25 protein-coding genes are annotated in these 22,463 nt (G+C 64.4%); 14 read left to right on the top strand and 11 right to left on the bottom strand.

Annotation, left to right across the window (positions count from 1 at the left end; genetic code table 11):
• Positions 1–150 precede the first annotated feature (150 nt).
• From ABLE85_RS17885 to ABLE85_RS17845, 9 genes are all read left to right on the top strand, one after another.
• Entirely contained in the window at positions 151–1,935 is a 1,785-nt protein-coding gene (locus ABLE85_RS17885; protein ID WP_348794062.1) for a DEAD/DEAH box helicase, read from the top strand.
• Between the two features lie 187 nt (positions 1,936–2,122).
• Positions 2,123–2,749, top strand: a complete 627-nt coding sequence (locus tag ABLE85_RS17880; RefSeq protein WP_348794061.1) for a 50S ribosomal protein L25/general stress protein Ctc — start codon at positions 2,123–2,125, stop codon at positions 2,747–2,749.
• Positions 2,750–2,776: 27 nt separating this feature from the next.
• The gene (gene pth / locus ABLE85_RS17875; protein ID WP_348794060.1) at positions 2,777–3,505 is read left to right on the top strand and encodes an aminoacyl-tRNA hydrolase; all 729 of its coding nucleotides are present in this window, start codon (positions 2,777–2,779) and stop codon (positions 3,503–3,505) included.
• A 26-nt stretch (positions 3,506–3,531) separates the two neighbouring features.
• On the top strand, positions 3,532–3,846 hold the full coding sequence (locus tag ABLE85_RS17870) for a hypothetical protein (protein ID WP_348794059.1): 315 nt from the start codon (positions 3,532–3,534) through the stop codon (positions 3,844–3,846).
• On the top strand, positions 3,833–4,282 hold the full coding sequence (locus ABLE85_RS17865; RefSeq protein WP_348794058.1) for a PIN domain-containing protein: 450 nt from the start codon (positions 3,833–3,835) through the stop codon (positions 4,280–4,282). Before ABLE85_RS17870 ends, ABLE85_RS17865 begins: the two co-directional genes overlap by 14 nt.
• Positions 4,283–4,294: 12 nt before the next feature.
• A complete protein-coding gene (gene ychF, locus ABLE85_RS17860) occupies positions 4,295–5,398 on the top strand; it encodes a redox-regulated ATPase YchF (protein WP_348794057.1) in 1,104 nt (367 codons plus the stop codon).
• A gap of 122 nt (positions 5,399–5,520) precedes the next feature.
• A complete protein-coding gene (corA, locus tag ABLE85_RS17855) occupies positions 5,521–6,492 on the top strand; it encodes a magnesium/cobalt transporter CorA (RefSeq protein WP_348794056.1) in 972 nt (323 codons plus the stop codon).
• Positions 6,493–6,585: 93 nt separating this feature from the next.
• A complete protein-coding gene (locus tag ABLE85_RS17850; RefSeq protein WP_348794055.1) occupies positions 6,586–7,047 on the top strand; it encodes a MaoC family dehydratase in 462 nt (153 codons plus the stop codon).
• Entirely contained in the window at positions 7,044–7,514 is a 471-nt protein-coding gene (locus ABLE85_RS17845; RefSeq protein ID WP_348794054.1) for a MaoC family dehydratase, read from the top strand. Before ABLE85_RS17850 ends, ABLE85_RS17845 begins: the two co-directional genes overlap by 4 nt.
• Before the next feature lie 107 nt (positions 7,515–7,621).
• On the opposite strand, the gene ABLE85_RS17840 is transcribed toward ABLE85_RS17845, so the two are convergent.
• The 8 genes from ABLE85_RS17840 to ABLE85_RS17805 form a co-directional block, all read right to left on the bottom strand.
• Positions 7,622–8,167, bottom strand: a complete 546-nt coding sequence (locus ABLE85_RS17840; protein ID WP_348794053.1) for an adenine phosphoribosyltransferase — start codon at positions 8,165–8,167, stop codon at positions 7,622–7,624.
• A gap of 104 nt (positions 8,168–8,271) precedes the next feature.
• On the bottom strand, positions 8,272–9,135 hold the full coding sequence (locus ABLE85_RS17835; protein WP_348794052.1) for a cytochrome c1: 864 nt from the start codon (positions 9,133–9,135) through the stop codon (positions 8,272–8,274).
• Between the two features lie 26 nt (positions 9,136–9,161).
• On the bottom strand, positions 9,162–10,466 hold the full coding sequence (locus tag ABLE85_RS17830) for a cytochrome b N-terminal domain-containing protein (protein ID WP_348794051.1): 1,305 nt from the start codon (positions 10,464–10,466) through the stop codon (positions 9,162–9,164).
• Between the two features lie 19 nt (positions 10,467–10,485).
• Positions 10,486–11,049, bottom strand: a complete 564-nt coding sequence (gene petA / locus ABLE85_RS17825; protein WP_348794050.1) for a ubiquinol-cytochrome c reductase iron-sulfur subunit — start codon at positions 11,047–11,049, stop codon at positions 10,486–10,488.
• 229 nt (positions 11,050–11,278) lie between these two features.
• Positions 11,279–11,605 (bottom strand): DUF6665 family protein, encoded by a 327-nt coding sequence (locus ABLE85_RS17820; RefSeq protein ID WP_348794049.1) that lies wholly within the window; start codon positions 11,603–11,605, stop codon positions 11,279–11,281.
• A 13-nt stretch (positions 11,606–11,618) separates the two neighbouring features.
• On the bottom strand, positions 11,619–13,490 hold the full coding sequence (locus ABLE85_RS17815) for an ABC transporter ATP-binding protein (RefSeq protein ID WP_348794048.1): 1,872 nt from the start codon (positions 13,488–13,490) through the stop codon (positions 11,619–11,621).
• Between the two features lie 194 nt (positions 13,491–13,684).
• A complete protein-coding gene (locus tag ABLE85_RS17810; protein ID WP_348794047.1) occupies positions 13,685–15,559 on the bottom strand; it encodes an ABC transporter ATP-binding protein in 1,875 nt (624 codons plus the stop codon).
• A gap of 16 nt (positions 15,560–15,575) precedes the next feature.
• Entirely contained in the window at positions 15,576–16,025 is a 450-nt protein-coding gene (locus ABLE85_RS17805; RefSeq protein WP_348794046.1) for a hypothetical protein, read from the bottom strand.
• 282 nt (positions 16,026–16,307) lie between these two features.
• Between ABLE85_RS17805 and ABLE85_RS17800 the strand changes: the two genes are divergently transcribed.
• Positions 16,308–16,766 (top strand): tRNA (cytidine(34)-2'-O)-methyltransferase, encoded by a 459-nt coding sequence (locus ABLE85_RS17800; protein WP_348794045.1) that lies wholly within the window; start codon positions 16,308–16,310, stop codon positions 16,764–16,766.
• Positions 16,767–17,036: 270 nt separating this feature from the next.
• Entirely contained in the window at positions 17,037–17,519 is a 483-nt protein-coding gene (soxR, locus tag ABLE85_RS17795) for a redox-sensitive transcriptional activator SoxR (RefSeq protein WP_348794044.1), read from the top strand.
• On the opposite strand, the gene ABLE85_RS17790 is transcribed toward soxR, so the two are convergent.
• A complete protein-coding gene (locus ABLE85_RS17790) occupies positions 17,488–17,745 on the bottom strand; it encodes a hypothetical protein (protein ID WP_348794043.1) in 258 nt (85 codons plus the stop codon). The genes soxR and ABLE85_RS17790 overlap by 32 nt on opposite strands.
• Before the next feature lie 120 nt (positions 17,746–17,865).
• Here ABLE85_RS17790 and hemF point away from each other — a divergent pair, with 120 nt between their 5' ends.
• From hemF to ABLE85_RS17775, 3 genes are all read left to right on the top strand, one after another.
• Positions 17,866–18,783 (top strand): oxygen-dependent coproporphyrinogen oxidase, encoded by a 918-nt coding sequence (hemF, locus tag ABLE85_RS17785; RefSeq protein ID WP_348794042.1) that lies wholly within the window; start codon positions 17,866–17,868, stop codon positions 18,781–18,783.
• A 116-nt stretch (positions 18,784–18,899) separates the two neighbouring features.
• Positions 18,900–19,808, top strand: coding sequence for an alpha/beta hydrolase (locus ABLE85_RS17780; RefSeq protein WP_348794041.1), 909 nt, complete (start codon positions 18,900–18,902; stop codon positions 19,806–19,808).
• A 553-nt stretch (positions 19,809–20,361) separates the two neighbouring features.
• A complete protein-coding gene (locus ABLE85_RS17775) occupies positions 20,362–20,547 on the top strand; it encodes a DUF1059 domain-containing protein (RefSeq protein ID WP_348777687.1) in 186 nt (61 codons plus the stop codon).
• A gap of 11 nt (positions 20,548–20,558) precedes the next feature.
• On the opposite strand, the gene ABLE85_RS17770 is transcribed toward ABLE85_RS17775, so the two are convergent.
• Positions 20,559–21,833: a CCA tRNA nucleotidyltransferase gene (locus ABLE85_RS17770; RefSeq protein WP_348794040.1), complete on the bottom strand. Its 1,275-nt coding sequence runs from the start codon at positions 21,831–21,833 to the stop codon at positions 20,559–20,561.
• On the bottom strand, positions 21,830–22,462 hold the full coding sequence (locus ABLE85_RS17765) for a CoA pyrophosphatase (protein WP_348794039.1): 633 nt from the start codon (positions 22,460–22,462) through the stop codon (positions 21,830–21,832). Before ABLE85_RS17765 ends, ABLE85_RS17770 begins: the two co-directional genes overlap by 4 nt.
• Between the last annotated feature and the right edge of the window lies 1 nt (position 22,463).

Here is a 22,463-nt window from a genome sequence, read left to right as displayed (position 1 = left end):
GCATCCAGGCCATGCCGGCCCTGCCCCCGCGACCCCACGGCGGCTTGCCGCTTTCGCGGCGAGGCATTAGGAAGACCCGAAAGATACGAACCGCGCGGCCTATCGCTGACGAAGCAGTCGCCTCCGCGCCGACCAAGAAAGCCTGTTTTGATGACCGACTTCGACATGATGGCGCCCGCGCTGGCGGCCGCACTCACATCGCGTGGATACGAGACGCTGACGCCCGTCCAGCACGCGATGCTGGAACCAGAGGCACAAGATGCCGACCTTCTGGTGTCCGCCCAGACCGGCTCCGGCAAGACGGTGGCATTCGGCATTGCCATCGCCCCTACCCTGCTCAACGGCCGCGACCGCTTCGAGCCGGCCGGCCTGCCGCTCGCGCTCATCGTGGCGCCGACGCGCGAACTGGCCATGCAGGTGCGCCGCGAGTTGGAATGGCTTTACCGCGAGACCGGTGCACGCATCGGCTCCTGCGTCGGCGGCATGGACATGCGCAGCGAGCGCCGCGCGCTGGCCGATGGTGCGCACATCGTCGTCGGCACGCCCGGCCGCCTGCGCGACCACATCACCCGCGGCTCGCTCGACATTTCGGAACTGCGCGCCGTCGTGCTCGACGAGGCCGACGAGATGCTCGACCTCGGCTTCCGCGACGACCTGGAGTTCATCCTCGCCGCCGCCCCGGCCGAGCGCCGCACGCTATTGTTCTCGGCCACCGTTCCTACCCAGATCGCGCAGCTCGCCAAGCGTTTCCAGCGAGATGCCCGGCGCATCACCGTGCAGGGCGAAAGCGGCCAGCACAGCGACATCGAATACCAGCAGATCTTCGTCGCGCCGGCCGACCGCGAGAACGCCATCATCAACACGCTGCTGTTCCACGACCAGCAGAACACGATCGTCTTCTGCCACACCCGCGAGGGCGTGAAGCATCTGACGAGCCGCCTCTCCAACCGCGGCTTCTCGGTGGTGTCGCTGTCGGGCGAACTCAGCCAGGCCGAGCGTACCAACGCCCTGCAGGCCATGCGCGACGGCCGCGCCCGCGTCTGCGTGGCAACCGACGTCGCCGCCCGCGGTATCGACCTGCCCAATCTGGGCCTCGTCATCCATGCCGACCTACCGAGCAACCCCGACACGCTTCTGCATCGCTCCGGTCGCACCGGCCGCGCCGGCCGCAAGGGCATCTGCGCGCTGATCGTGCCCTTGCATCGGCGCGGCGCCGCCAGCCGCGTGCTGAAGCTGGCGAAGCTCACCGCCACCGTCGTACCTGCCCCGACGGCGAGCGACATCGAGCACCATAACCGTCAGCGCATCCTCGACGATGCGGCGCTGAGCCTTGCACCGAGCGAGGACGAGATCGCCTTCGTGCGCGATCTGATGGAGGCGCACGGCGCCGAAAACATCGCCGCCGCCTATCTCAGGCTGCAGCTTGCCGCCCGCCCCGCGCCCGAAGATCTGATGGAAGCGCCGGTCTTCGCCGAGCGCGCACCGCGCCGCGAGGCCCGCGACGAGTCTCCGCGCGACCGCAGCGACTTCGACAACGGCGTCTGGTTCCGTGTCACCGTCGGGCGCAAGCACCGCGCCGAGCCGCGCTGGCTCTTGCCGCTAATCTGCAAGGCGGGACACATCACCAAGCGTGCGGTCGGCGCGATCCGGATCCAGGACGCCGACACCCAATTCGAGATCGCCGGCGACAAGGCCGACGCCTTCTGGGCGGCGGTGAAGGAAACCGGAACCGGCGAGAAGGGCGTGACCATCCAGCGCATGGAGGGCAAGGCGCCCCCTCGCGAAAAGCCTGCCCGCGAGGCTGCCGCACCGTCCTGGAACAGCGAAAAGAAGGGCAAGTTCAAGCCGAAGCCCAAAAGCAACGCCGGAAAGCACGCCGGTGATGCACCATACAAGAAGCCGAAGAAGAAGTTTGCGAAGAAAGCGTCCAACTGAAGACACGATGCCGGCCCGCATTCCAGCGTCAAAACCTTGCGCTTGCGGGCACCTTCCGCTATAGAGCCGCCACCCGCGTAGACACCCTTGGAGGCAACGCGGATGGGGGCGGCCAGCGGCCGCTTTCAACGTTTGAGGTTCGGGCCCTGCCCTCTCAAGCGCTCCAATCAACAAGAAAGGAAATGCCATGAGCGATACTTACGAGCTCAAGGCCGAGGCACGCGAACGGGTCGGTAAGGGGTCCGCCCGGGAAATTCGCCGCAACGGCAAGATTCCCGCAGTCATCTACGGTGATAAGCAGCCCCCGCTCGCGATCACCGTGTCCTACAAGGAAATCTTCTACAAGATTCACGGCGGCGGCTTCATGACCACCGTGGCCACGATCGACGTCGACGGCCAGAAGATCCAGGTCCTGCCCAAGGACTACCAGTTGGATCCGGTCCGTGACTTCCCGATGCATGTGGACTTCCTGCGCGTCGGCAAGAACACCGAAGTCAACGTCAACGTGCCCGTGCACTTCATCAATGAAGAGAAGTCGCCCGGCATCAAGCGCGGCGGCGTGCTCAACATCGTGCGTCACGAGATCGAACTCCACTGCGCGGCCAACTCGATTCCGGAGTTCATCGAGATCGACCTCACCGGCCTCGACATCAACGACTCGGTCCACATCTCGGCCGTGAAGCTGCCGAAAGGCGCGAAGCCGGTCATCACCGACCGCGACTTCACCATCGCGACCGTCGCCGCGCCTGCCGGCCTCAAGAGCGAGGAAGGTGCTGCTGCGGCCGAGGGCGAAGCTGCCGCGACCGAGGAGTAATCCTCAGGCGCCTGGAGGGTCGCAGCGATGCTGCTATTTGCAGGTCTCGGCAATCCGGGCGCCCAGTATGCCAACAACCGGCACAATGTCGGCTTCATGGCGGCGGAGGCGATTGCCCGCCGCCATGGTTTTTCGCCCTGGTCGAAGAAGTTCCAGGGCCAGGTCGCCGAGGGCAAGATCGGCGGCGAGAAGGTCATCCTGCTGAAGCCCCAGACCTTCATGAACCTGTCCGGCCAGTCGGTCGGCGAGGCCATGCGCTTCTACAAGCTCTCCCCTGCCGATCTCACCGTCTTCTATGACGAGCTCGACCTTGCCGCCGGCAAGGTGCGGGTGAAGACAGGCGGCGGCGCCGGCGGCCACAACGGCATCCGCTCCATCGACCAGCATTGCGGCAAGGATTACCGCCGCGTGCGCATCGGCATCGGCCACCCCGGCGTCAAGGAAATGGTGCACGGCCATGTGCTGGGCGACTTCGCCAAGGCCGACCGCGAATGGCTCGAAGTACTGCTCGACGCAATTGCTGACAATGCCGACCTCATCGCCAAGGGCGACGAAAGCGGCTTCATGAACCGCGTGACGCTGGCGCTCCGCGACAAGCTGCAACCGACCGGCGAGGAAGACACCCCGCCCCCGAAGCAGAAGCCCGCCAAGGCGCAGAGTCACATCCGCCAGGCGCGCCCGCAGGCACCGGCCGTCAAGGCGCCCGAGACAGGCCCCATGGCCGCCATGCTGAAGAAGCTGTTCCATAAGGAATAGGACGGCAGGCACTTTTCGCGCCATTCTTGCTTGAAATTGCCCGCAGGCCTATCTTGGCTATGCTTGAAGCGTATTTCATGGCGAGGCGATCCATGAAGAATGTCACGATCTCCTTGGACGAAAAGCTTTTGCAGCTCACCCAAGCGGAAGCTGCCAAGGCCGGCGTAAGCACGTCGGAATTCATCGCGGACATCGTTGAAACAGCCCTTGCGGCGAAGGCGGTCAAGACCGGCAAAAACAGGCAACTGGAAGCGCTGGAGCGTTTCTTTGCAGGGCCCAAGCTGAATATTTCGGAAAACGGAAGGATGCCTACGGCCGAGGAACGCAATGCCCGGCGCTAGGGTTTTCGTAGACAGCAACATCCTTCTCTATACCCGCGATCTGGAACTTTCGGAAAAGGCGCAATCAGCCCTCGACTGGATGCGAGAGGCAGCGAGGCGCAATTTGGCCTGCGCAAACTTGCAGGTCTTGAACGAAGTCACCAACGTCATGCTTCGCAAGCGTGGCGATCTCTCTCCGGAAGAGATTTTTGCTCAGATCGATGAACTGCGCTTCCTTGGCGTCAGCCCCATCGATCAGCAAACTGTAGCAACAGCCCGGCGCTTCCGACTCCAGACCCGCTATTCCTGGTGGGACTGCCTTCTCCTCGCCTCAGCGCTCGAACTGGGCTGCGAATTCTTCCTCTCGGAGGATTTGCAGGACGGTCAGGCCATCGAAGGCTTGACGATCGTCGACCCTTTCGCCCATAGCCCTGGGCAAGTTTTCGCTTCTCGATAAGGCTGATACACCATGGGTTTCAAATGCGGCATCGTTGGGCTGCCCAACGTCGGCAAGTCCACGCTCTTCAACGCCCTGACGCGCACCGCCGCCGCGCAGGCCGCCAACTATCCCTTCTGCACCATCGAGCCGAACACCGGCGAGGTGGCGGTTCCGGATCCGCGCCTGAAGAAGATCTCCGAGGCCGCCAAGTCCAAGGAGATCATCCCCACCCGCATCTCCTTCGTCGACATTGCCGGCCTAGTGCGCGGCGCCTCCAAGGGCGAAGGCCTGGGCAACCAGTTCCTCGCCAATATCCGCGAGGTCGACGCCATCGTGCACGTGCTGCGCTGCTTCGAGGATGACGACATCACCCATGTCGAGGGCCGCATCGACCCCGTCGCCGACGCCGAGACAGTCGAGACCGAGCTGATGCTCGCCGACCTCGAAAGCCTCGAGCGCCGCATCGTGCAGATCCGCAAGCGCGCCGCCGGCAAGGACAAGGAAGCAACGACCGTCCTGCCGATGATGGAACAGGCACTGGCGCTGCTCCAGGACGGCAAGCCCGTGCGCATCCTGCTCAAGGGCATCGCACACGAGGACCTCGTCATCCTGCAGGGCCTGAACCTGCTGACTTCGCACCCGGTCCTTTATGTCTGCAACGTCGCCGAAAGCCAGGCCGCGACCGGCAACGAGCACACCGCAGCCGTGGAAAAGATGGCGGCCGCCCAGGGCGCGGGAACCGTCATCATCTCGGCGGCGATCGAAGCCGAGGTGGCCCAGCTTCCCGACGAGGAGGCCAAGGAGTTTCTCACCGATCTCGGCCTCGATGAGCCTGGCCTCGACAAGCTTATCCGCGCTGGCTACGACCTCTTGCACCTCATCACCTATTTCACCGCCGGCCCCAAGGAAACACGCGCCTGGACCATCCAGAAGGGCACCAAGGCGCCGGGTGCCGCGGGCGTCATCCACACTGACTTCGAACGCGGCTTCATTCGCGCCCAGACAATCGCCTACAACGACTATGTCACGCTCGGCGGCGAAGTCGCGGCCAAGGAGGCCGGCAAGGCGCGCGACGAAGGCAAGGAATACGTCGTGCAGGACGGTGATGTGATGCTGTTCAAGTTCAACACCTGATCGCCCGACACGGCAGCGTCATCTCCGGCCGCCATCCTTGACGCGCCGAATCGCTGCCGTTAAGCGCGATAGGTATCCGCGCGCCCCGGCGCTCTTCCTCCCTCGATCACGGAGAACCGACGATGATCAAGGCATATGTGGTCGATGGCGATCGGCTGCGTTCGGTGGACGACCTGCAGCAGCACAAGGCTGCCGTGGTGTGGGCCGATCTGCTCTCCCCCACCAGGGAGGAAGAGCTTGCCATCGAGCAGATGCTCGGCGTCAGCATTCCGACCCGCGAGGAAATGGAGGAAATCGAGATTTCGTCGCGCCTCTACGTAGAGGACGGCGCCATTTTCATGACCGCCACCCTGCCCGCGCAGACCGAGGAAGAGCATCCCCTCATGTCGCCGGTTACCTTCGTGCTTTCCGGCAACCGGCTGGTCACGGTGCGGTATCACGAGCCGCGCGCCTTCCTTACCTTCCCCATGCGCGCCGAAAAGGCCGCCATGGGCTGCACCACCGGCGAAACCATCCTGGTCAGCCTGCTGGAGGCGGTCGTCGATCGCCTCGCCGACGTGCTGGAGCGCATCGGGCATGACATCGATGGCATCTCGCGCAGCATCTTCCAGCCGAGTTCCGACAGTCCATCTAAACGCGACCACGACTTCCGCCAGGTGTTCCAGACGATCGGCCGCAAGGAGGAGCTGACGTCCAACATCCGCGAAAGCCTCATGACCTTGCAGCGCCTTTCCGGCTTCCTCGGCAATGTCATGATGCAGAGCAAGAACAGGGACCTGCGCGCCCGCACCAAGATGCTTTCGCGCGACGTGGCCTCGCTCACCGATCACGCCTCGTTCCTCTCCAACAAGACCATCTTCCTGCTCGACGCCACGCTCGGCATGGTCAACATCGAGCAGAGCGCCATCATCAAGATCTTCTCGGTTGCGGCGGTGATCTTCCTGCCGCCCACGGTCGTCGCCTCCGTCTACGGCATGAACTTCGACATAATGCCCGAGCTGAAATGGAGCTTCGGCTATCCGTTCGCGCTGTTCCTGATGGTGCTGTCGGCGGTGCTTCCTTACGTCTACTTCAAGCGGCGCGGCTGGCTGTAGCAATGGGTGGCCACCCTGTGGCGCTTCTCCGGCGCTTGCCTATCGCGGGGCCAGCGGCCACAATGGAAGTTCAAGCGTGAACAGGATTCTGGCATGACAGGCAAGAAATGGGCCTATGAGGATTTTGCTGAAGGCGCCTCTATCGAACTCGGCTCCAAGCTCGTAACTGCCGCCGAGATCATCGAATTTGCCAGCGAGTTCGACGCCCAGCCGATGCATCTGGACGAAGAGGCGGGCAAGGCCAGCATTCTTGGCGGTCTTTCGGCCTCAGGCTGGCACACATGCGCGATGTTCATGCGGATGATGTGCGATGCCTTCCTGCTCGACTCCACGTCTCAGGGGGCTCCTGGGATCGAATATGTGCGTTGGAAGAAGCCTGTGCTCGCCGGCGACATGCTGACCGGCCGCAGCACGGTGGTCGGCAAGCGCCTGTCCAGGTCGCGGCCCCAGCTCGGCTTCGTCACCTGCCGCCACGAACTCTTCAATCAGAAGGGCGAGGCGGTGTTCGAACTGGAAAACACCTGCATGTTCCTGACACGCGAGGGCGCGGCATGACGCTCGACGAATTCTTCGACATCGGCGTCACCGTCACGCTCGGCTCGCACACCTTCACGCCCGAGGCAATCAAGGCGTTCGCGACGAAATACGACCCGCAGTCCTTTCACATCGATGAGGAGAAGGCGCAGAGCAGCGTCTTCGGCCGGCTTTGCGCTTCCGGCTGGCACACCACCGCAACCTGGATGCGCTACAACCTCGCCCAGCAGGTTGAGGCCGGCGACAAGCGCTGGCCGGGGCCCGGCCCGGTGCCGGAATTCGGCCCCTCACCCGGCTTCAAGAACCTGAAATGGCTGAAGCCGGTCTATGCCGGCGAGACCATCACCTTCACCCGTACGAGCCTTGGCCATCGCCCCATCGCCAGCCGACCCGGCTGGCGAGTCCTGACGCTGCGCGCGGAGGCCTTCGATTCCACCGGCGACAAGGTGCTGGAGTTCGAAAGTGCGGTTCTGGTGAAGGCGGACTGACACGTTTGCACCCGCCCTCGGTGGGGCGATCGCATACCCCCTCACCCGCTCGCTTCGCGCACATCCTCTTCCCCGAGGGGAGATGAGACGAGATCTCTGGCCTGCTCTCAGTGCCCTTCGAAAGCAACCAGCGTGCGCACCGGCACATCCAGTGCCTCGAGCTTGGCGCGGCCACCCAGGTCGGGCAGGTCGATGACGAAGCACGCCGCAACGACGTCGGCTCCCATCTGACGCAGCAGCCTGACCGCGCCTTCCGCAGTGCCGCCGGTGGCGATCAGGTCGTCGACCAGGATCACCTTCTCACCCGGCTCCACGGCATCCTTGTGCATCTCCATCTCGTCCAGCCCGTATTCCAGGCTGTAGGCGATGCGCACGGTCTCGTGCGGCAGCTTGCCCTTCTTGCGGATCGGCACGAAGCCGGCCGAAAGCTGGTGGGCAATGGCGCCGCCGAGGATGAAGCCACGCGCCTCGATGCCGGCGATCTTGTCGATCTTGGAGCCGGCAAAGGGGTGCACCAACTCATCGATGGCTCGCCGGAAGGCGCGCGCATTGCCGAGCAGAGTGGTGATGTCGCGAAACATCACGCCCGGTTTCGGATAGTCGGGAATGTTGCGGATCGACGCGAGCAGCGTGTCTTCTAGGGAAGGCTTCATGGGCGGGTTTTCCGTTACCAGCTAGTTATGCGCCGCTCGCGCGAAAAGAAAAGGGCGCCGTAGCGCCCTTCCTCAACATTCCGCCGCGGCGGCCGTTTCTGTCATCAGTGGGCGACGTTTGCCCAGACCTTGCGCTTGGTCAGATAGACCAGCGCGCCGAACAGCAGCAGGAAGGCCATGACGCGGAAGCCGGTCTGCTTGCGCGCTTCCAGGTGCGGCTCGGCCGCCCACATCAGGAACGACGCGACGTCACGCGAATACTGGTCGACCGTCTCCGGCGAGCCGTCCTCGTAGGTCACCTGGCCGTCCGAGATCGGCTTGGCCATGGCCAGCGACTTGCCGCTGATGAAGTACGGGTTGTAGTGCGTGCCCTCGGCGATCTCCATGCCTGCCGGCGGCTCGTGATCGTAGCCGGTGAGCAGCGCGTGGATGTAGTCCGGACCACCTTCGGCATACTGCGTGAAGATGTCGAAGACAAAGGTCGGGAAGCCGCGCTCCACGGCGCGTGCCTTGGCGATCAGCGAGAAGTCTGGCGGAGCCGCACCGTTGTTGGCGGCAGCAGCAGCGGCGGCGTTCGGGAACGGCGCCGGGAAGTGGTCGCTCGGAATGCCCTTGCGGGTGAACATCTCGCCTTCGGCGTTCGGACCGTCCTGGATGTCGTATTCGGCGGCGAAGGCCTTCACCTGCGCTTCCGAGTAGCCGAGGTCCTCGAGCGTACGGAAGGTCACCAGGTTCATCGAGTGACAGGCCGAGCACACTTCCTTGTAGACCTTGAGGCCGCGCTGCAGCTGGCCCAGGTCGTAGCGGCCGAACGGACCGGAGAATGTCCACTTCTCCTGCGTCGGCTTGATGATCGGGAAGTGCGTGGGCTCTGCCTCGTTGTGAGCTTCCTCGGCGGCGAGGGCGGCACCGAACGTGCCGGCCATGACCAGACCGAAAGCAGCCAATCCGTTGAGAATCTTTTTCATGCGGATATCCCTCTCAAGATTCTCGCTTAGCCTTTGGTTTCCGGCGATGCCGCAGCACCCGCGGGGTGAACCGACGCACCAGCCTTGTTCTTCTCGAGCACGGCTTCGGTGATCGAGTTCGGCAGGCGCCGAGGGGTCTCGATCAGGCCGAGGACCGGCATGATGACGAGGAAGAACGCGAAGTAGTACAGGGTCGCCATCTGGGCCATCGCCACATAGGTGCCTTCCGCCGGACGCGAGCCGAGCCAGCCCAGGAAGATGGCGTTGGCAACGAAGAGCCAGAAGAAGAGCTTGTACCAGGGACGATAGGCCGCCGAGCGAACCTTCGACGTGTCGAGCCACGGCACGAAGAACAGCACCGCGATCGAGCCGAACATCGCAATGACGCCGCCCAGCTTGGAGTCGATCGGGCCGATGTTGAAGGTGATGGCGCGCAGGATCGCGTAGAAGGGCAGGTAATACCATTCAGGTACGATGTGGGCCGGGGTCTTCAGCGAGTTCGCCTCGATGTAGTTGTCCGGATGGCCGAGATAGTTCGGGATGTAGAAGACGAAGTACGCGAACACCAGCAAGAACACGATCATGCCGAAAGCGTCCTTGATGGTCGCATAGGGCGTAAACGGAACCACGTCGGTCTTCGACTTCACCTCGATGCCGGTCGGATTGGTCTGGCCGGTGACGTGCAGCGCCCAGACGTGCAGCACGACGACGCCGGCGATCATGAACGGCAGCAGGTAGTGCAGCGCGAAGAAGCGGTTCAGCGTCGGGTTGTCGACGGCGAAGCCACCGAGCAGCAGCTGCTGGATCCAGTCGCCCACCAGCGGAATGGCGGTGAAGAAACCGGTGATGACGGTCGCGCCCCAGAAGGACATCTGACCCCACGGCAGCACGTAGCCCATGAAGCCCGTTGCCATCATCAGCAGATAGATGATGCAGCCGAGGATCCACAGCAGCTCACGCGGCGCCTTGTAGGAACCGTAGTAGAGGCCACGCATGATGTGCACGTAGACGGCGATGAAGAACATCGAGGCGCCGTTGGCGTGCAGATAGCGCAGCAGCCAGCCCGAGTTCACGTCGCGCATGATCTTTTCGACCGACTGGAAGGCCAGCGTCGTGTCGGACACGTAGTGCATGGCCAGCACGATGCCGGTCAGGATCTGCGCCGCCAGCATCAGCGAAAGGATGCCGCCGAACGTGTAGCTGTAGTTCAGGTTGCGCGGAACAGGATAGGAAACGAAGGAATCGTGGACGAGGCGCGGCAAAGGCAAGCGCGCATCCATCCAGCGTCCGAGGCCCGTCTTGGGCGAATAGGTCGAGTGTCCACCGCTCATGGAAGTAAGTCCTTCTGCCTCAGCCGATACGGATGGTGGTGTCGGAAATGAACGAGAATACCGGCACGGCCATGTTCTGCGGCGCCGGCCCCTTACGGATGCGGCCTGCAGTGTCGTAGTGCGAACCGTGGCAGGGGCAGAACCAGCCACCGAAATCGCCTTGCTGACCGAGCGGCACGCAGCCCAGATGGGTGCAGACGCCAACCATGACCAGCCAGTTTTCCTTATCCTTGCCGGCCGAGCGGTCGGTGTCGGTCGCCGTTGCGTCGCCGGAAAGGTTGGCATTGCGCGCAACCGGATCCTTGAGCTGGTCCAGCGGCACGTCCTGCGCGGCCTTGATTTCTTCCGGCGTGCGATTGCGGATGAACACCGGCTTGCCGCGCCACTTGACCGTCAGAGACATGCCCGGCGTCAGCGAAGAGACGTCCACCTCGATGGCCGACGCGGCCAGCGTCGAAGCATCGGGACGCATCTGGTCGATAAAGGGCCAGGCGACAGCCGCCGCGCCCACGACACCGGCCATGCCGGTCGCCACGTAGAGAAAGTCACGACGGGTTGGGTCGATCGTATCGTTTGCGCTCACGGGATTATGATCCTTTCGCCTTACCCTCACCGGCGGCAGAGCCAAACAAGTCCCCGCTCATTTGTCGACGGCCCGGCCCGCATAGCGGAACAGGCTGACGAAGTGTCCTCCGGCATTCGGGATCGGTTTATGCGTGAAGGCTGCTCTTGTCCAGACGGGACAAAGGGGTGAGGGCAGATTGTCGCGGCTGCCCACAGCAATGGCACCCCGGCCCAGGAAAGCGGCGAGATCATGGCTTCCGCTCAGTTACTCCCAACCGTACCAGTACTTCGCGTGGAATTTCGAAATCGCGGATCACGTCGTCGTGCCGGCGCAGACCGCAGAGTTCTCGCTGGATGAAATAGGCGTGCACCGATTCGGCCGCCGCCGAGAGCAGCTTCACCCGCTCCTGCGGGGTGCCCTTGTGCTCGCGCAGCCGCGACAGCGCCTGTTCGGCGATCCGTCCTGCCCTGCCGAGCGAGATCGCCATCTCTTCGAGCAGTTCGTGCCCCAGCACATCCTCGCCGGTTTCACGGCCGAGGGCTGCGGAACGACGGCTTGGCGGTCGCAAGGCCATGGCGCGCCCTCCCCTACTCCGCCGCCAGCCGGTCGCCGAGGAAGCCGCCGGACTGGCGCTTCCACAACTGCGCATAAAGGCCGTCGCGGGCAAGCAGTTGGTCATGCGTGCCTTCCTCCACGATCGCGCCGCCGTCGATCACGATCAGCCGGTCGAGAGCGGCGATGGTGGAGAGGCGATGGGCGATCGCGATCACTGTCTTGCCCTGCATCATGCGGTAGAGATTGTCCTGGATCGCCGCCTCGACTTCCGAATCGAGCGCCGAGGTCGCCTCATCCAGGATGAGCACGGGTGCATCCTTCAGCATCATGCGCGCGATCGCCACGCGCTGGCGCTGGCCGCCGGAAAGCTTGACCCCGCGCTCGCCGACATGGGCGTCGTAGCCGCGCCGGTCCTTGGGATCGGAGACGCCGAGGATGAAATCGTGCGCCACCGCCCGCTCCGCCGCATCCTCGATCTCGGCCTGCGTGGCCCCTTCCCGGCCATAGCCGATATTGTCGCGAATGGAGCGGTGCATCAGCATCGCCTCCTGGCTGACGACGCCGAACTGGGCACGCAGCGACGCCTGGGTGACCTGGCGTATATCGTGGCCGTCCACCAGGATCCGCCCCTTCTCGACGTCGAACAGACGCAGCAGCAGATTGACGATGGTGGTCTTGCCCGCGCCCGACGGCCCGATCAGCGCCACGCGCTCGCCCGGCCGGACATGCAGGCTCAGGTTCTCGATCACGCCGTCCGCGGCCCCGTAATGGAACGAGACGTTCTCGAAGCGGATGTCGCCCTTGGCGCGCGGCATCGCAACTGCATCGGCCGCATCGCGGATCGCCGGCCGCACCGAAATCGTCCCGGTCGCGTCCTGGATCGTGGCATAGGAGCGGATCAGGCTGTTGATGTTGAACATCATCCAGCCCGACATCTGGTTGAGGCGGAAGACGAGGCCGAGCGCCGAGGCGATGGCGCCCGACGTGATGCCGCCGCCGGTCCATTTGAAGATGCACAGCGCCGCGATCGTTGCCATCATGGCGCCGTTGGTGAAGGCCACCGCCGAGCGCACGGTGGTGATCGCGCGCGTCAGGCGGATCACGGCGTCATAGAGCCCGACCATGCCCTCGCGCACGAAGGCATGTTCGCGCCGGCCGCTGTCGTAGAGTTTTACGGCGACGATGTTGGTGAAGGCGTCGACCATGCGGCCGTTGAAGATGGAGCGCTGGTCGGCCGTGGCGCGCCCGGCCTGCCGCATCTCCGGCAGCAGGAAACGGATGATCGCCACATAGGCGATGAACCACAGCAGGATCACAAGCCCCATCCAGGGGTCCAGCGTCATCAGTATCGTGGTGGTCAGCACCACGAAGGTCAGGAACGACCACATGGTCTGCAGTACGTTGACGATGAAGTCGCCCACTGCCTCGCCGCCCTGCATGATCTTGGTGGCGATGCGGCCGGCGAAATCATTCTGGTAGAAGCCGTAGGGCTGCTCGATGACGCGCCGGAAGGCCTGCCAGCGCACCATGGAGAAGAAGCCCGGCACGATGATCTGCTGTTCGGCCAACGCCGAAGCCACCATCACCGCCGTGCGCACCACCAGCAGCAGCCCCAGCAGCGCGACGAGCTTGGGCCAGTGGTCCGCGATGAGCGTCTGCGGCGATGACTTGTCGAGAAGGTCGATGAGCCAACCTATCGACCAGTAGAGAGCGGCATCCACCGCGCCGGCCACCCCGCCGACGATCAGAAGCAGCAGGAAGGGACCCTTCGCCTGCTGGGCGAAATAGAGGATGAAGCGCCAGGCGTTGCTCGGCAGGACCTCGCGGTCGGTATCCTGGAACGGATCAATCCAACCCTCGACCCGCCGCCACAGCTTCTCGCGCAACCCGTCCTCCTCCTTCATCCAAATCGACCTTGCCGTCTCGTCATCATTCTAGCCCGACGCCTGCCGGCACCGAATGCAGCCCGTGTGCTCTCCAATATAGGTGCCCGCCGCCGGAAGACACGCGCCATACCCGCACACTCGACCCGCTGCACCAGCGCCGGGATCGGCGGGCCTCTTCCTCCCGCATCTTCCGAACGCCTCATGGGTACAACTCATTCGGCGGCGAGTTCCTTTCCGACCGTTGCGGTGTCGACTTCCTGTGGCAGGAAGCCGCCGGACTGGCGCATCCACAACTGGGCATAAAGTCCGCCGCGCGCGACAAGTTCCTCATGCGTGCCTTCCTCGATGATGCGGCCCTGATCCATCACCACCAGGCGATCCATCGCGGCGATGGTGGACAGCCGGTGCGCGATGGCGATCACCGTCTTGCCCTCCATCAGCCGGTAGAGGTTTTCCTGGATCGCCGCCTCGACCTCGGAGTCGAGCGCCGAGGTCGCCTCGTCGAGGATCAGGATCGGCGCGTCCTTGAGCATGACGCGGGCAATCGCGATGCGCTGGCGCTGGCCGCCGGACAGCTTCACGCCGCGTTCGCCGACATGCGCTTCATAGCCATTGCGGCCCTTGGCATCGGCGAGCGTCGCGATGAAGTCCTGCGCGGAGGCACGCCGCGCCGCCTCCACCATGGCCTCGTCGCCGGCATCGGGACGGCCATAGAGGATGTTCTCGCGCACCGAGCGATGCAGCAGCGAGGTATCCTGCGTGACCATGCCGATCTGCGCGCGTAGCGAATCCTGCGCCACCGCGGAAATGTCCTGCCCGTCGATGGTGATGCGCCCGCTTTCCAGGTCGTAGAAGCGCAGGAGCAGGTTGACCAGCGTCGACTTGCCCGCGCCCGAGCGCCCGACCAGGCCGACCTTCTCGCCGGGGCGGATGGTCAGCGACAGGTTGTCGATGACGCCCCTGCCCTTGCCGTAGTGGAAGCCGATCCGGTCGAACTCGATCTCGCCCTTGCTGACCGACAGTTCGGGCGCATTGGGCTTGTCCTCCACCAGCCGCGGCAGCGAAATCGAGGTGATCCCGTCCTGCACCGTGCCGATGTTCTCGAACAGGCCGGAGACCTCCCACATGATCCATTGCGACATGCCCCACAGCCGGAGCACCAGGCCGATCGCCACCGCCACCGCACCGATCGTGACGATCTCGTCCAGCCACAGACCGATCGAAAGCGCGCCGATCGAAAGCAGCAGCACCGAATTGAGCGCATAGACGACCATGTAGAATTGCGTGATCAGCCTGCCTTGGGCATAGGCCGTCTGCATGAACTCGCCCATGCCCTGGCGGGCATAATCGGCCTCGCGCCGTGCATGCGAGAACAGCTTCACCGTCTGGATGTTGGTGTAGCTGTCAACGATGCGCCCGGTCATCAGCGAGCGGGCATCGGCCTGTGCTGCCCCAACCTTGCCGAGCCGCGGCACGAAGTACCGCAGCGCGACCAGATAGCAGCCCAACCAGACCAGCAACGGGGCCACCAGCCGCCAGTCGGCGGAGCCGACGATGACCAGTACGCCCAGGAAATAGACGATCACGTAGTTCAGCACCTCGACGAACTTGATCACGGTCTCGCGCACGGCCAGCGCCGTCTGCATCAGCTTGGTGGCAATGCGGCCGGCAAACTCGTCCTGATAAAAGGTCATCGACTGGTTCAGCAGGTAGCGGTGCACCTGCCAGCGGATGCGCATCGGATAATTGCCGAACAGCGTCTGGTACGTATTGAAGGACGACAGCGCCACCGTCGCCGGCAAGACGACACCGACCACCAGCGCCATGCCGAGCAGCTTCCACCACTCCGTCTGCAGGAAAGTCGCGCGGTCGTGCGCCGAGAGCCAATCGACGATGTTGCCGAGGAAGCCGAACATCCACACTTCCATGATCGCGATCAGCGCCATGGTGATCGCGGCAATCAGCACGAAGGGCCAGGCGGGCTTCGTGAAATGCCAGCAGAACGCGACCAGCGTCCGTGGCGGCTCCACGGGTCTGTCGGCGGGAAACGGGTCCAGTCTTTGTTCAAACCAGCGAAACATCGTCATTCTCTTCACGTTCGGGTCATGCGGCGTGCTGCAGCGGGCGCTCGCATGCGTCTTCTTGCATCTCTTCGCCGGTCGGAGCGGAATCGCCGGCGGCAACGATTCCGGCCCGACCAGTGTAATATGGTTGTTCGTCCGCGCCGATCCCCCTGCACGCCGCTCCTGACACGGTCATGGCGGGAGCCGCGATCGGCTTGGCCGGCTGGGCGAAGGCGCCCAGCCAGTCGATCAGCCGCCGGATCGGCGAGCGATAGCCGGGATCAGGCCCGGCGCCCGACAGGTCGATGTCGGGCAGGCCGCCGCGCCGCCTGCCTTCGGATGGCTGCTCGAGCGGCACGCGCGCGCCGATGGCCAGCGCCCAGGCGGCAAGCTTGCGCTCATGCAGGCTGGTGCCGCAGTTCAGCCGGCGCGCAATTCGGGAGGGCAGTTCAGACGGGGCCTCGGGCCCCTTGGCAAACGGATAAAACATCGCAGGATTCCTTCGGGAACGGAGAAAAAGTTCCGGCGGAAATCGAGACGATGCTGCTTTGGAATGTCAGGAAATGATAAAGCGTCGAACCGAAACCGCCGTCAGGCCCTATGGCCTCGGTGGAGCCAAAACATACGTACAGCCATGCTTTCCTCCCTCGGTTCGAGTTGACAATGCGCGCTCTATAGCCCCTTTCGGCGCAAAAGACCATGCCGACCAAGTAAAATTCCGTGACGAAAATGAAACAGTTGCCAACTTGCAACAGGTTAGCAGAGTAAGATATTGAACGAAGGCATCCGCATCGCGCTCTACCAGCCCGACATCGCCGGCAATACAGGTACCATACTGCGCATGGCCGCCTGTTTCGGCCTCGCCGTCGACATCATCGAGCCCGCCGGCTTCGATCTCTCCGACAGAAACTTGCGCAGGGCCGGGATGGACTATCTCGAAATGGCTGCCCTGACGCGCCATGTCGATTTCGCGGCCTTCGACGCCTGGCGCACGGCGGAAGGGCGCCGGCTCGTCCTGTTCACCACGAAAGCCGCCCTGCCCTATACCGATTTCCGCTATGCCGATGGCGACGTAATATTGTTTGGCCGCGAGTCGGCCGGCGTACCCGACCACGTGCACGAACGCGCCGACGCCCGGCTCCTCATTCCCATGCGCGGGGGCGGCCGCAGTCTCAACCTCGCGCTCAGCGCGGCCATGGCCGCCGGCGAAGCGATGCGGCAGCTTGGCTGACAGGTCCGCCACGCCCAGAGCATGACCCCGAAAAGTTGCGGACTTGTCGGACAAGATCATGCGGCAAAAACAAAAGCTTAGAGCGACGTCATGATTCAACGAGAAAACATCTCGCTCTAAGACCACGGTGAACCGTCCGACGCGTCGTCCGCGTAGCGTCAGCCATCCCGCCACTGCCAGTCTCATGAACATGTCTGCATCCTTCGGTTTGCGTGTCGAAGGATGCCTTGCTACAACCTCAACTTAACTTGAGGTCAAGCGGGAAATCGAATGGTCAAGGAGCTTTCCGTCGGCGAGGTGGCGCATCGCAGCGGCGTGGCGGTGTCGACGCTGCATTTCTACGAGACCAAGGGGCTCATCCGGAGCCACCGCACGGCGGGCAACCAGCGCCGCTACAGCGGCGACGTGCTGCGCCGCGTCGCCGTCATCCGCGTCGCGCAGGAAGTGGGCATCTCGCTCGCCGACATCGCGGCCGCGCTCGCCTCGCTGCCGGACGGCCGCACGCCGACGCGCGAGGACTGGCGCATGCTTTCGCAAGGCTGGGCGACCGACCTCGACCGGCGCATCGAACAGTTGCAGAAACTGCGCGACGGGCTGACCGGCTGTATCGGTTGCGGCTGCATGTCGCTCGACCGCTGTCCGCTGCACAATCCGGACGACCGGCTTGGCGCCGAAGGGTCGGGCCCCCGGCGTCTCCTGGTCGGGGCGGCGCGAAAGGCGGCTAGTCGGACGAAGGCAGGCGCCGGATCGTGAATTCGATCACGTCGCCGGGTCGCTCGAACCAGCTTTCAATGGTCGTCCAGTAGGCCTGCTTCGGCCAGCGGTCGAACCACTCCTTGGCCTTGGCGCGCGCATCGCGGCGCGGCAGCACATAGGTCTCGCGCAGAAAGCCGTCGCGCGGCGTGCGCGCGCGCTCGGCCCGGCTTTCTTCCAGCCTTTTCTTCAGACCATCGAGCGGCGGTCTTGTCGGGGTACGCACGAGGAACTCCTTGACCCAGATCTTTTACAGATTAGGGATCACGCCAAGAAAAAACGAGTCATTTGTGCAGTATGCCTTCCACGACGGGTGGCCGGCATTGCCAGAACCAGTGGAGACCGCATGGAGCGCCCCGAGATCCCGGCCGGCCTGCCCGCCGACATCGAAGCCAAGAAGGAAACGGCCCGCCTCTGGTTCGAGGAACTGCGCGACCGCATCTGCACCGCCTTCGAGCAACTGGAAGACGAGCTTGCCGCCACTCAGGCCGCATCCTGGGCACCCGGCCGCTTCGAGCGCACGCCCTGGCAGCGCGAGGAAGGCAAGGGTGGCGGCGGCATCATGTCGATGATGCATGGCCGCGTCTTCGAGAAGGTCGGCGTGCACACCTCCACCGTTTATGGCGAGTTTTCGCCCGAGTTCCGCAAGCAGATGCCCGGTGCCGAGGAAGACCCGCGCTTCTGGGCCAGCGGCATCTCGCTCATCGCCCATCCCTGGAACCCCAACGTGCCGGCCGTGCACATGAACACGCGCATGGTGGTCACCTCGCGCCAGTGGTTCGGCGGCGGCGCCGACCTCACCCCCGTGCTCGACCGGAGGCGTACGCAGGAAGATCCGGATACCCAGGCCTTCCACAAGATCTTTGCCTTCACCTGCGGCAAGCATCCTGAAGTCGCCGACTACGAGAAATTCAAGACCTGGTGCGACGAGTACTTTTATCTCCCGCACCGCAACGAGGCGCGCGGCATCGGCGGCATCTTCTACGACTGGCTGCACTCGCCGGAGGAAAAGGGCGGCTGGGACGCCGATTTCCGCTTCACGCAAGATGTCGGCCGCTCGTTCCTGGTGGTCTATCCGCATCTGGTGCGCAAGAATTTTGGCACCGGCTGGTCCGAGGCCGACCGCGAGGAGCAGTTGGTGCGCCGCGGCCGCTACGTCGAGTTCAACCTGCTCTACGACCGCGGCACCATCTTCGGCCTGAAGACCGGCGGCAACGTCAATTCCATCCTGTCGAGCATGCCGCCGGCGGTGAAATGGCCGTGAGGGCGACGGAAATGCGCAAGCGCCTGGAGAGAAGAAGCGCGGCCTGACGCGGCCCTACTTAGGCCTCCGTCTGCGCCCTAGAATGTTGGTTAACCTTTAGCTGACAGTCTCCGCGCATGGCTAAGAAATCGTTTATCGGCACCTTCACCCTGCTCCTCGCGCTCGGCGTCGCTGGCGCCGCCAGCGCCCGCGACCTATCTGAATGCGAGCGCAACGGATCGCAGGCAAAGATGGCGGCTTCGACGACCCAGGAACGCCTCCTCTCGGCGCCCCCCTCCCAGCGCGGCTGTCCCGACCTGTCGGCCGATGCAAAGAGCGCCCCGCAGCCGGCAAAGGCCGGCCAGGCGCCGAAGGCTCCGGCCCTGCCCGCAGACGCCAACGCCTCGTCCATCATCCACGCCGAGAATTTCACCGTCCTCGTCAAGCGGCCCGAGAACGCTATCCCCGAGACGGTGGTGCTGCTGCACGGTTCCGGCGGCGACGAGACAACGCTGATGTCGCTCGCCTCGCGCATCGCGCCGCGCGCGGTGCTGATGGGCGTGCGCGGCCGCATCGTGCAGGACGGCAAGAAGCGCTGGTATCGACGCCTGACCCCGACCAGCTTCGACCAGCGCGACATCCATTCGGAGGCCGCCGCCTTCGCCCGTTTCCTCACGGATGCGGTGAAGCAGAAGGTGCTCGATCTCGATCACACCGTCTTCCTCGGCTATTCCAACGGCGCCAACCTGCTGGCTGCGCTGTCGCTGCTGCATCCGGGCTTGATCGAGCGCGCGGTGCTGCTGCGGCCGATGCCGGTGCTCGACAAGGTGCCCGACGTCAGCCTCTCCGGCACGCGCTTCCTCGTGGTGGCCGGGGCTTCCGACACCACCTACGCGCCCTTTGCGCCGGCGCTGGAAGCAACGCTGAAAGGCCACGGCGCTTATCTCGAAGCCCGCACCATCAAGGCCGGCCACGGTCTTGGCGACGAGGACGTCAAGATCGTCAGCGAGTGGCTGGCGCGGTCCAACGCGGTTTCGCTGAACTAGCGGCGCACGAACCGAACCCGCCCTTTCACCAGATCTTAATTCGCCCGCCCTCAACTGCCGCCGCAAAACTGGATGGAAGCAGATGACGACCCGGGCGTAGCCGAGAAGGCTGAGATCGCTGGCGAACTGCCGCGCGATCGCGCCGGTTCCGACGATCCCCCAGGAAAACGGCCGATCTTCAGCCCGTTGCAACGATGGCTGCTTGGTCTCTTGCATGGCCAGGCCATTTTGCAGCCTAGCGGAATCGCTTGGCGTTGCATAAATGCGGCTAAAACAATGAGATAGAACGGAATAACCGCATCCGTCAGGATGCCCGCCGCCCCAAGCGGTCGCGCCAGGTTTAGGAGGCCTCATTTTCCCGCGCCATCGCCTTCTCGTGGGGACATCGGAACAGGTTTCTGGTAAAAATACCGTTCTCGCCGGGCGTGGAGGCGGCCGGCGAGGGCCCGCGGTCCTGGAACAACAGGATGACGGAATGTCCCGCTTGGCCCTAAAGGCTAGGCTGCGCGACGACATAAGGAACTAGCCCAATGAAAACAAAGGGAGTGACACAATGAAGGAATTTCAGTGCGGCTCACTCGTCCCCGGCTGCCAATGGCATACCCGTCACGAAGAAGAAGCTGAAGTCATGCGCCGCGCGGTGGAGCACATGCGCGAAACCCATGGCGAAACCATCATCCGCGAGACGATGATCGAGGCGATCCGCTCCCGCATCGAGAAGGTTCGCGACGCGGCCTGACCCGAACCGGCTCAGGTTGGCGTCTTCAGGCTTTCGGCGGCGCGTTCGAGGAGTGCGCCGCGTTCCAGCGCAAAGCCCGAATCGACCCAGGCGCCTTCGAGCGCCCTGAGCATATCGCCGAGCTTCGGCCCCGCGGCGACGCCGAGTGCGGCGAGATCGGTGCCGTTGACCGGGAAAACCGGCCTTTCCCACGACAGGGCATAGCCCAGCAGACGCGAATAGCCGCCGGCCTCCATCATCGCCTTGTCGTCCTCGACGGCGCGGCCGCGCGCGGCCGCCAGTGAAAGCCTCAGGCGGTCGACGATGCCTCCCGGGGCGCCGCGATAAAGCATCTTGGCGAGCGCGCCTTCCGTCAGCGTCGACGCGGGCTTTTCCGAGCGCGCCCACTGCGCCAGCCGCTCGGCCTCCGCGTTCGAAAGCCGCAGCCGCTCCGCCATCGCGGCCATGCGCGGCGCATCCGGCGGCACGATCGCCTCCAGCCGAAGCAGCGGGTCGGCAGGCCAGCCGAGATCGGCCTCGGTTCGGGTCAGCGCGTGGATCGCGTCGATGCCCCATTTCTCGCTTTCGGGCAGAATGCGCGTCAGCACCCCGGCCTGCCGCATCCACAGCAGCGCGCGCGACGGATCGGGCGCGGAAAGCAGTTTTTTCAGCTCGCTCCACACGCGCTCGGCCGAGAGCCGGTCGAGGCCTTCCTTCAGCCGGGCACAGGCCTTCAGTCCCTCCGCGTCCGGCCGCCCGGAGCCATACCAGGCAAAGAAGCGGAAGAAGCGCAGGATGCGCAGATAGTCCTCGCGGATGCGCGTCTCGGCATCGCCTATGAAGCGCAGCGTGCGGCTCTCCAGATCGGCAAGCCCGCCGACCAGGTCGACCACATGCCCCTCAGCATCGGCATAGAGCGCATTGATGGTGAAGTCGCGCCGCTCTGCGTCAAGCTTCCAGTCGCGGCCGAAGCGCACCTTGGCGCGGCGGCCGTCGGTCTCCACGTCGGCGCGCAGCGTCGTCACCTCGAACGGCCTGCCGCCGACAATCACCGTGATCGTGCCGTGGTCGGCGCCCGTCGGCACCGCCTTGAAGCCGGCCGCCTCGGCACGCCGCGCCGTTTCGTCCGGCTCGGTGGTGGTGGCAATGTCGACGTCGGACACCGCCTGTCCCAGCAGCGCGTTGCGCACCGCCCCGCCGGCGATCCGCGCCTCCTCGCCCTCCGCATTCAGCGACTTCAGCAGCTTCTGCAGTTCAGCATTGTCCAGCCATGGCGCCTTGCCGGCGATCGACACGCTGCCGCTCATGCATAGAACCTTTCATAGAGGGTGCGGATGATGCCGGCGGTGACGCCCCAGATGCGCTGTCCGCCATAGGGCATGTCGTAATAGACCCATTCGCGGTTGTCCCACATGCGGCTGCCCTGGTGGTGGTTGGCCGGGTCCATCAGGAAGCGCATTGGCACCTCGAAGGCCGTGTCGACCTCATGCACGTTCAGCGTCAGGTGGAAGTCGGGCTGCACGATGCCCAGCACAGGTGCGATGAGGTAGCCGCTGCCCGAGACATAGTCCGGCATGCGCCCGATGATCTCGACGCGGTCGGCGCCGAGACCGATTTCCTCGGTCGTCTCGCGCAGCGCCGCAAACTCCGGCGTCGGGTCGGTGATGTCGATGCGCCCGCCCGGAAAGGCCACCTGGCCCGAATGGCTGCGCAGCTTCTCCGCCCGCTTGGTCAGGATCACGCTCGCCTCGTCGCCATGATCCACCACGGGAATCAGCACCGCCGCCGCGCGCAGATTGTCGCGCCGGATCAGGTCGCCGAAGCCCGGATTGAAATAGTGGTCGCCATAGTCGTGCGTGACATCTTCCGGATGCAGGCGCACCACGCGCTCGCGAAAGTCGCGCGCGGAAAATGATGATGCGGCAAGGCTGTTCATG

It is taken from the genome of Mesorhizobium sp. KR1-2 (assembly GCF_040045035.1).
Taxonomy (GTDB): Bacteria; Pseudomonadota; Alphaproteobacteria; order Rhizobiales; family Rhizobiaceae; genus Pseudaminobacter.
The sequence above is the reverse complement of the archived record's forward strand: the minus strand, read 5'-3'. Positions and strand labels throughout refer to the sequence as shown.

Coding starts and splice junctions, on each gene's coding strand:
- ABLE85_RS17815 (WP_348794048.1), bottom strand. CDS start 13,490: ATGAAGGAGGAGGACGGGTTGCGCGAGAAGCTGTGGCGGCGGGTCGAG.
- ABLE85_RS17835 (WP_348794052.1), bottom strand. CDS start 9,135: ATGAAAAAGATTCTCAACGGATTGGCTGCTTTCGGTCTGGTCATGGCC.
- ABLE85_RS17880 (WP_348794061.1), top strand. CDS start 2,123: ATGAGCGATACTTACGAGCTCAAGGCCGAGGCACGCGAACGGGTCGGT.
- ABLE85_RS17780 (WP_348794041.1), top strand. CDS start 18,900: ATGGCTAAGAAATCGTTTATCGGCACCTTCACCCTGCTCCTCGCGCTC.
- soxR (WP_348794044.1), top strand. CDS start 17,037: ATGGTCAAGGAGCTTTCCGTCGGCGAGGTGGCGCATCGCAGCGGCGTG.
- ABLE85_RS17865 (WP_348794058.1), top strand. CDS start 3,833: ATGCCCGGCGCTAGGGTTTTCGTAGACAGCAACATCCTTCTCTATACC.
- ABLE85_RS17850 (WP_348794055.1), top strand. CDS start 6,586: ATGACAGGCAAGAAATGGGCCTATGAGGATTTTGCTGAAGGCGCCTCT.
- ABLE85_RS17765 (WP_348794039.1), bottom strand. CDS start 22,462: ATGAACAGCCTTGCCGCATCATCATTTTCCGCGCGCGACTTTCGCGAG.
- ABLE85_RS17820 (WP_348794049.1), bottom strand. CDS start 11,605: ATGGCCTTGCGACCGCCAAGCCGTCGTTCCGCAGCCCTCGGCCGTGAA.
- ABLE85_RS17840 (WP_348794053.1), bottom strand. CDS start 8,167: ATGAAGCCTTCCCTAGAAGACACGCTGCTCGCGTCGATCCGCAACATT.
- ABLE85_RS17830 (WP_348794051.1), bottom strand. CDS start 10,466: ATGAGCGGTGGACACTCGACCTATTCGCCCAAGACGGGCCTCGGACGC.
- ABLE85_RS17845 (WP_348794054.1), top strand. CDS start 7,044: ATGACGCTCGACGAATTCTTCGACATCGGCGTCACCGTCACGCTCGGC.
- ABLE85_RS17885 (WP_348794062.1), top strand. CDS start 151: ATGACCGACTTCGACATGATGGCGCCCGCGCTGGCGGCCGCACTCACA.
- pth (WP_348794060.1), top strand. CDS start 2,777: ATGCTGCTATTTGCAGGTCTCGGCAATCCGGGCGCCCAGTATGCCAAC.
- ABLE85_RS17805 (WP_348794046.1), bottom strand. CDS start 16,025: ATGTTTTATCCGTTTGCCAAGGGGCCCGAGGCCCCGTCTGAACTGCCC.
- ABLE85_RS17775 (WP_348777687.1), top strand. CDS start 20,362: ATGAAGGAATTTCAGTGCGGCTCACTCGTCCCCGGCTGCCAATGGCAT.
- ABLE85_RS17810 (WP_348794047.1), bottom strand. CDS start 15,559: ATGACGATGTTTCGCTGGTTTGAACAAAGACTGGACCCGTTTCCCGCC.
- hemF (WP_348794042.1), top strand. CDS start 17,866: ATGGAGCGCCCCGAGATCCCGGCCGGCCTGCCCGCCGACATCGAAGCC.
- ABLE85_RS17770 (WP_348794040.1), bottom strand. CDS start 21,833: ATGAGCGGCAGCGTGTCGATCGCCGGCAAGGCGCCATGGCTGGACAAT.
- corA (WP_348794056.1), top strand. CDS start 5,521: ATGATCAAGGCATATGTGGTCGATGGCGATCGGCTGCGTTCGGTGGAC.
- ychF (WP_348794057.1), top strand. CDS start 4,295: ATGGGTTTCAAATGCGGCATCGTTGGGCTGCCCAACGTCGGCAAGTCC.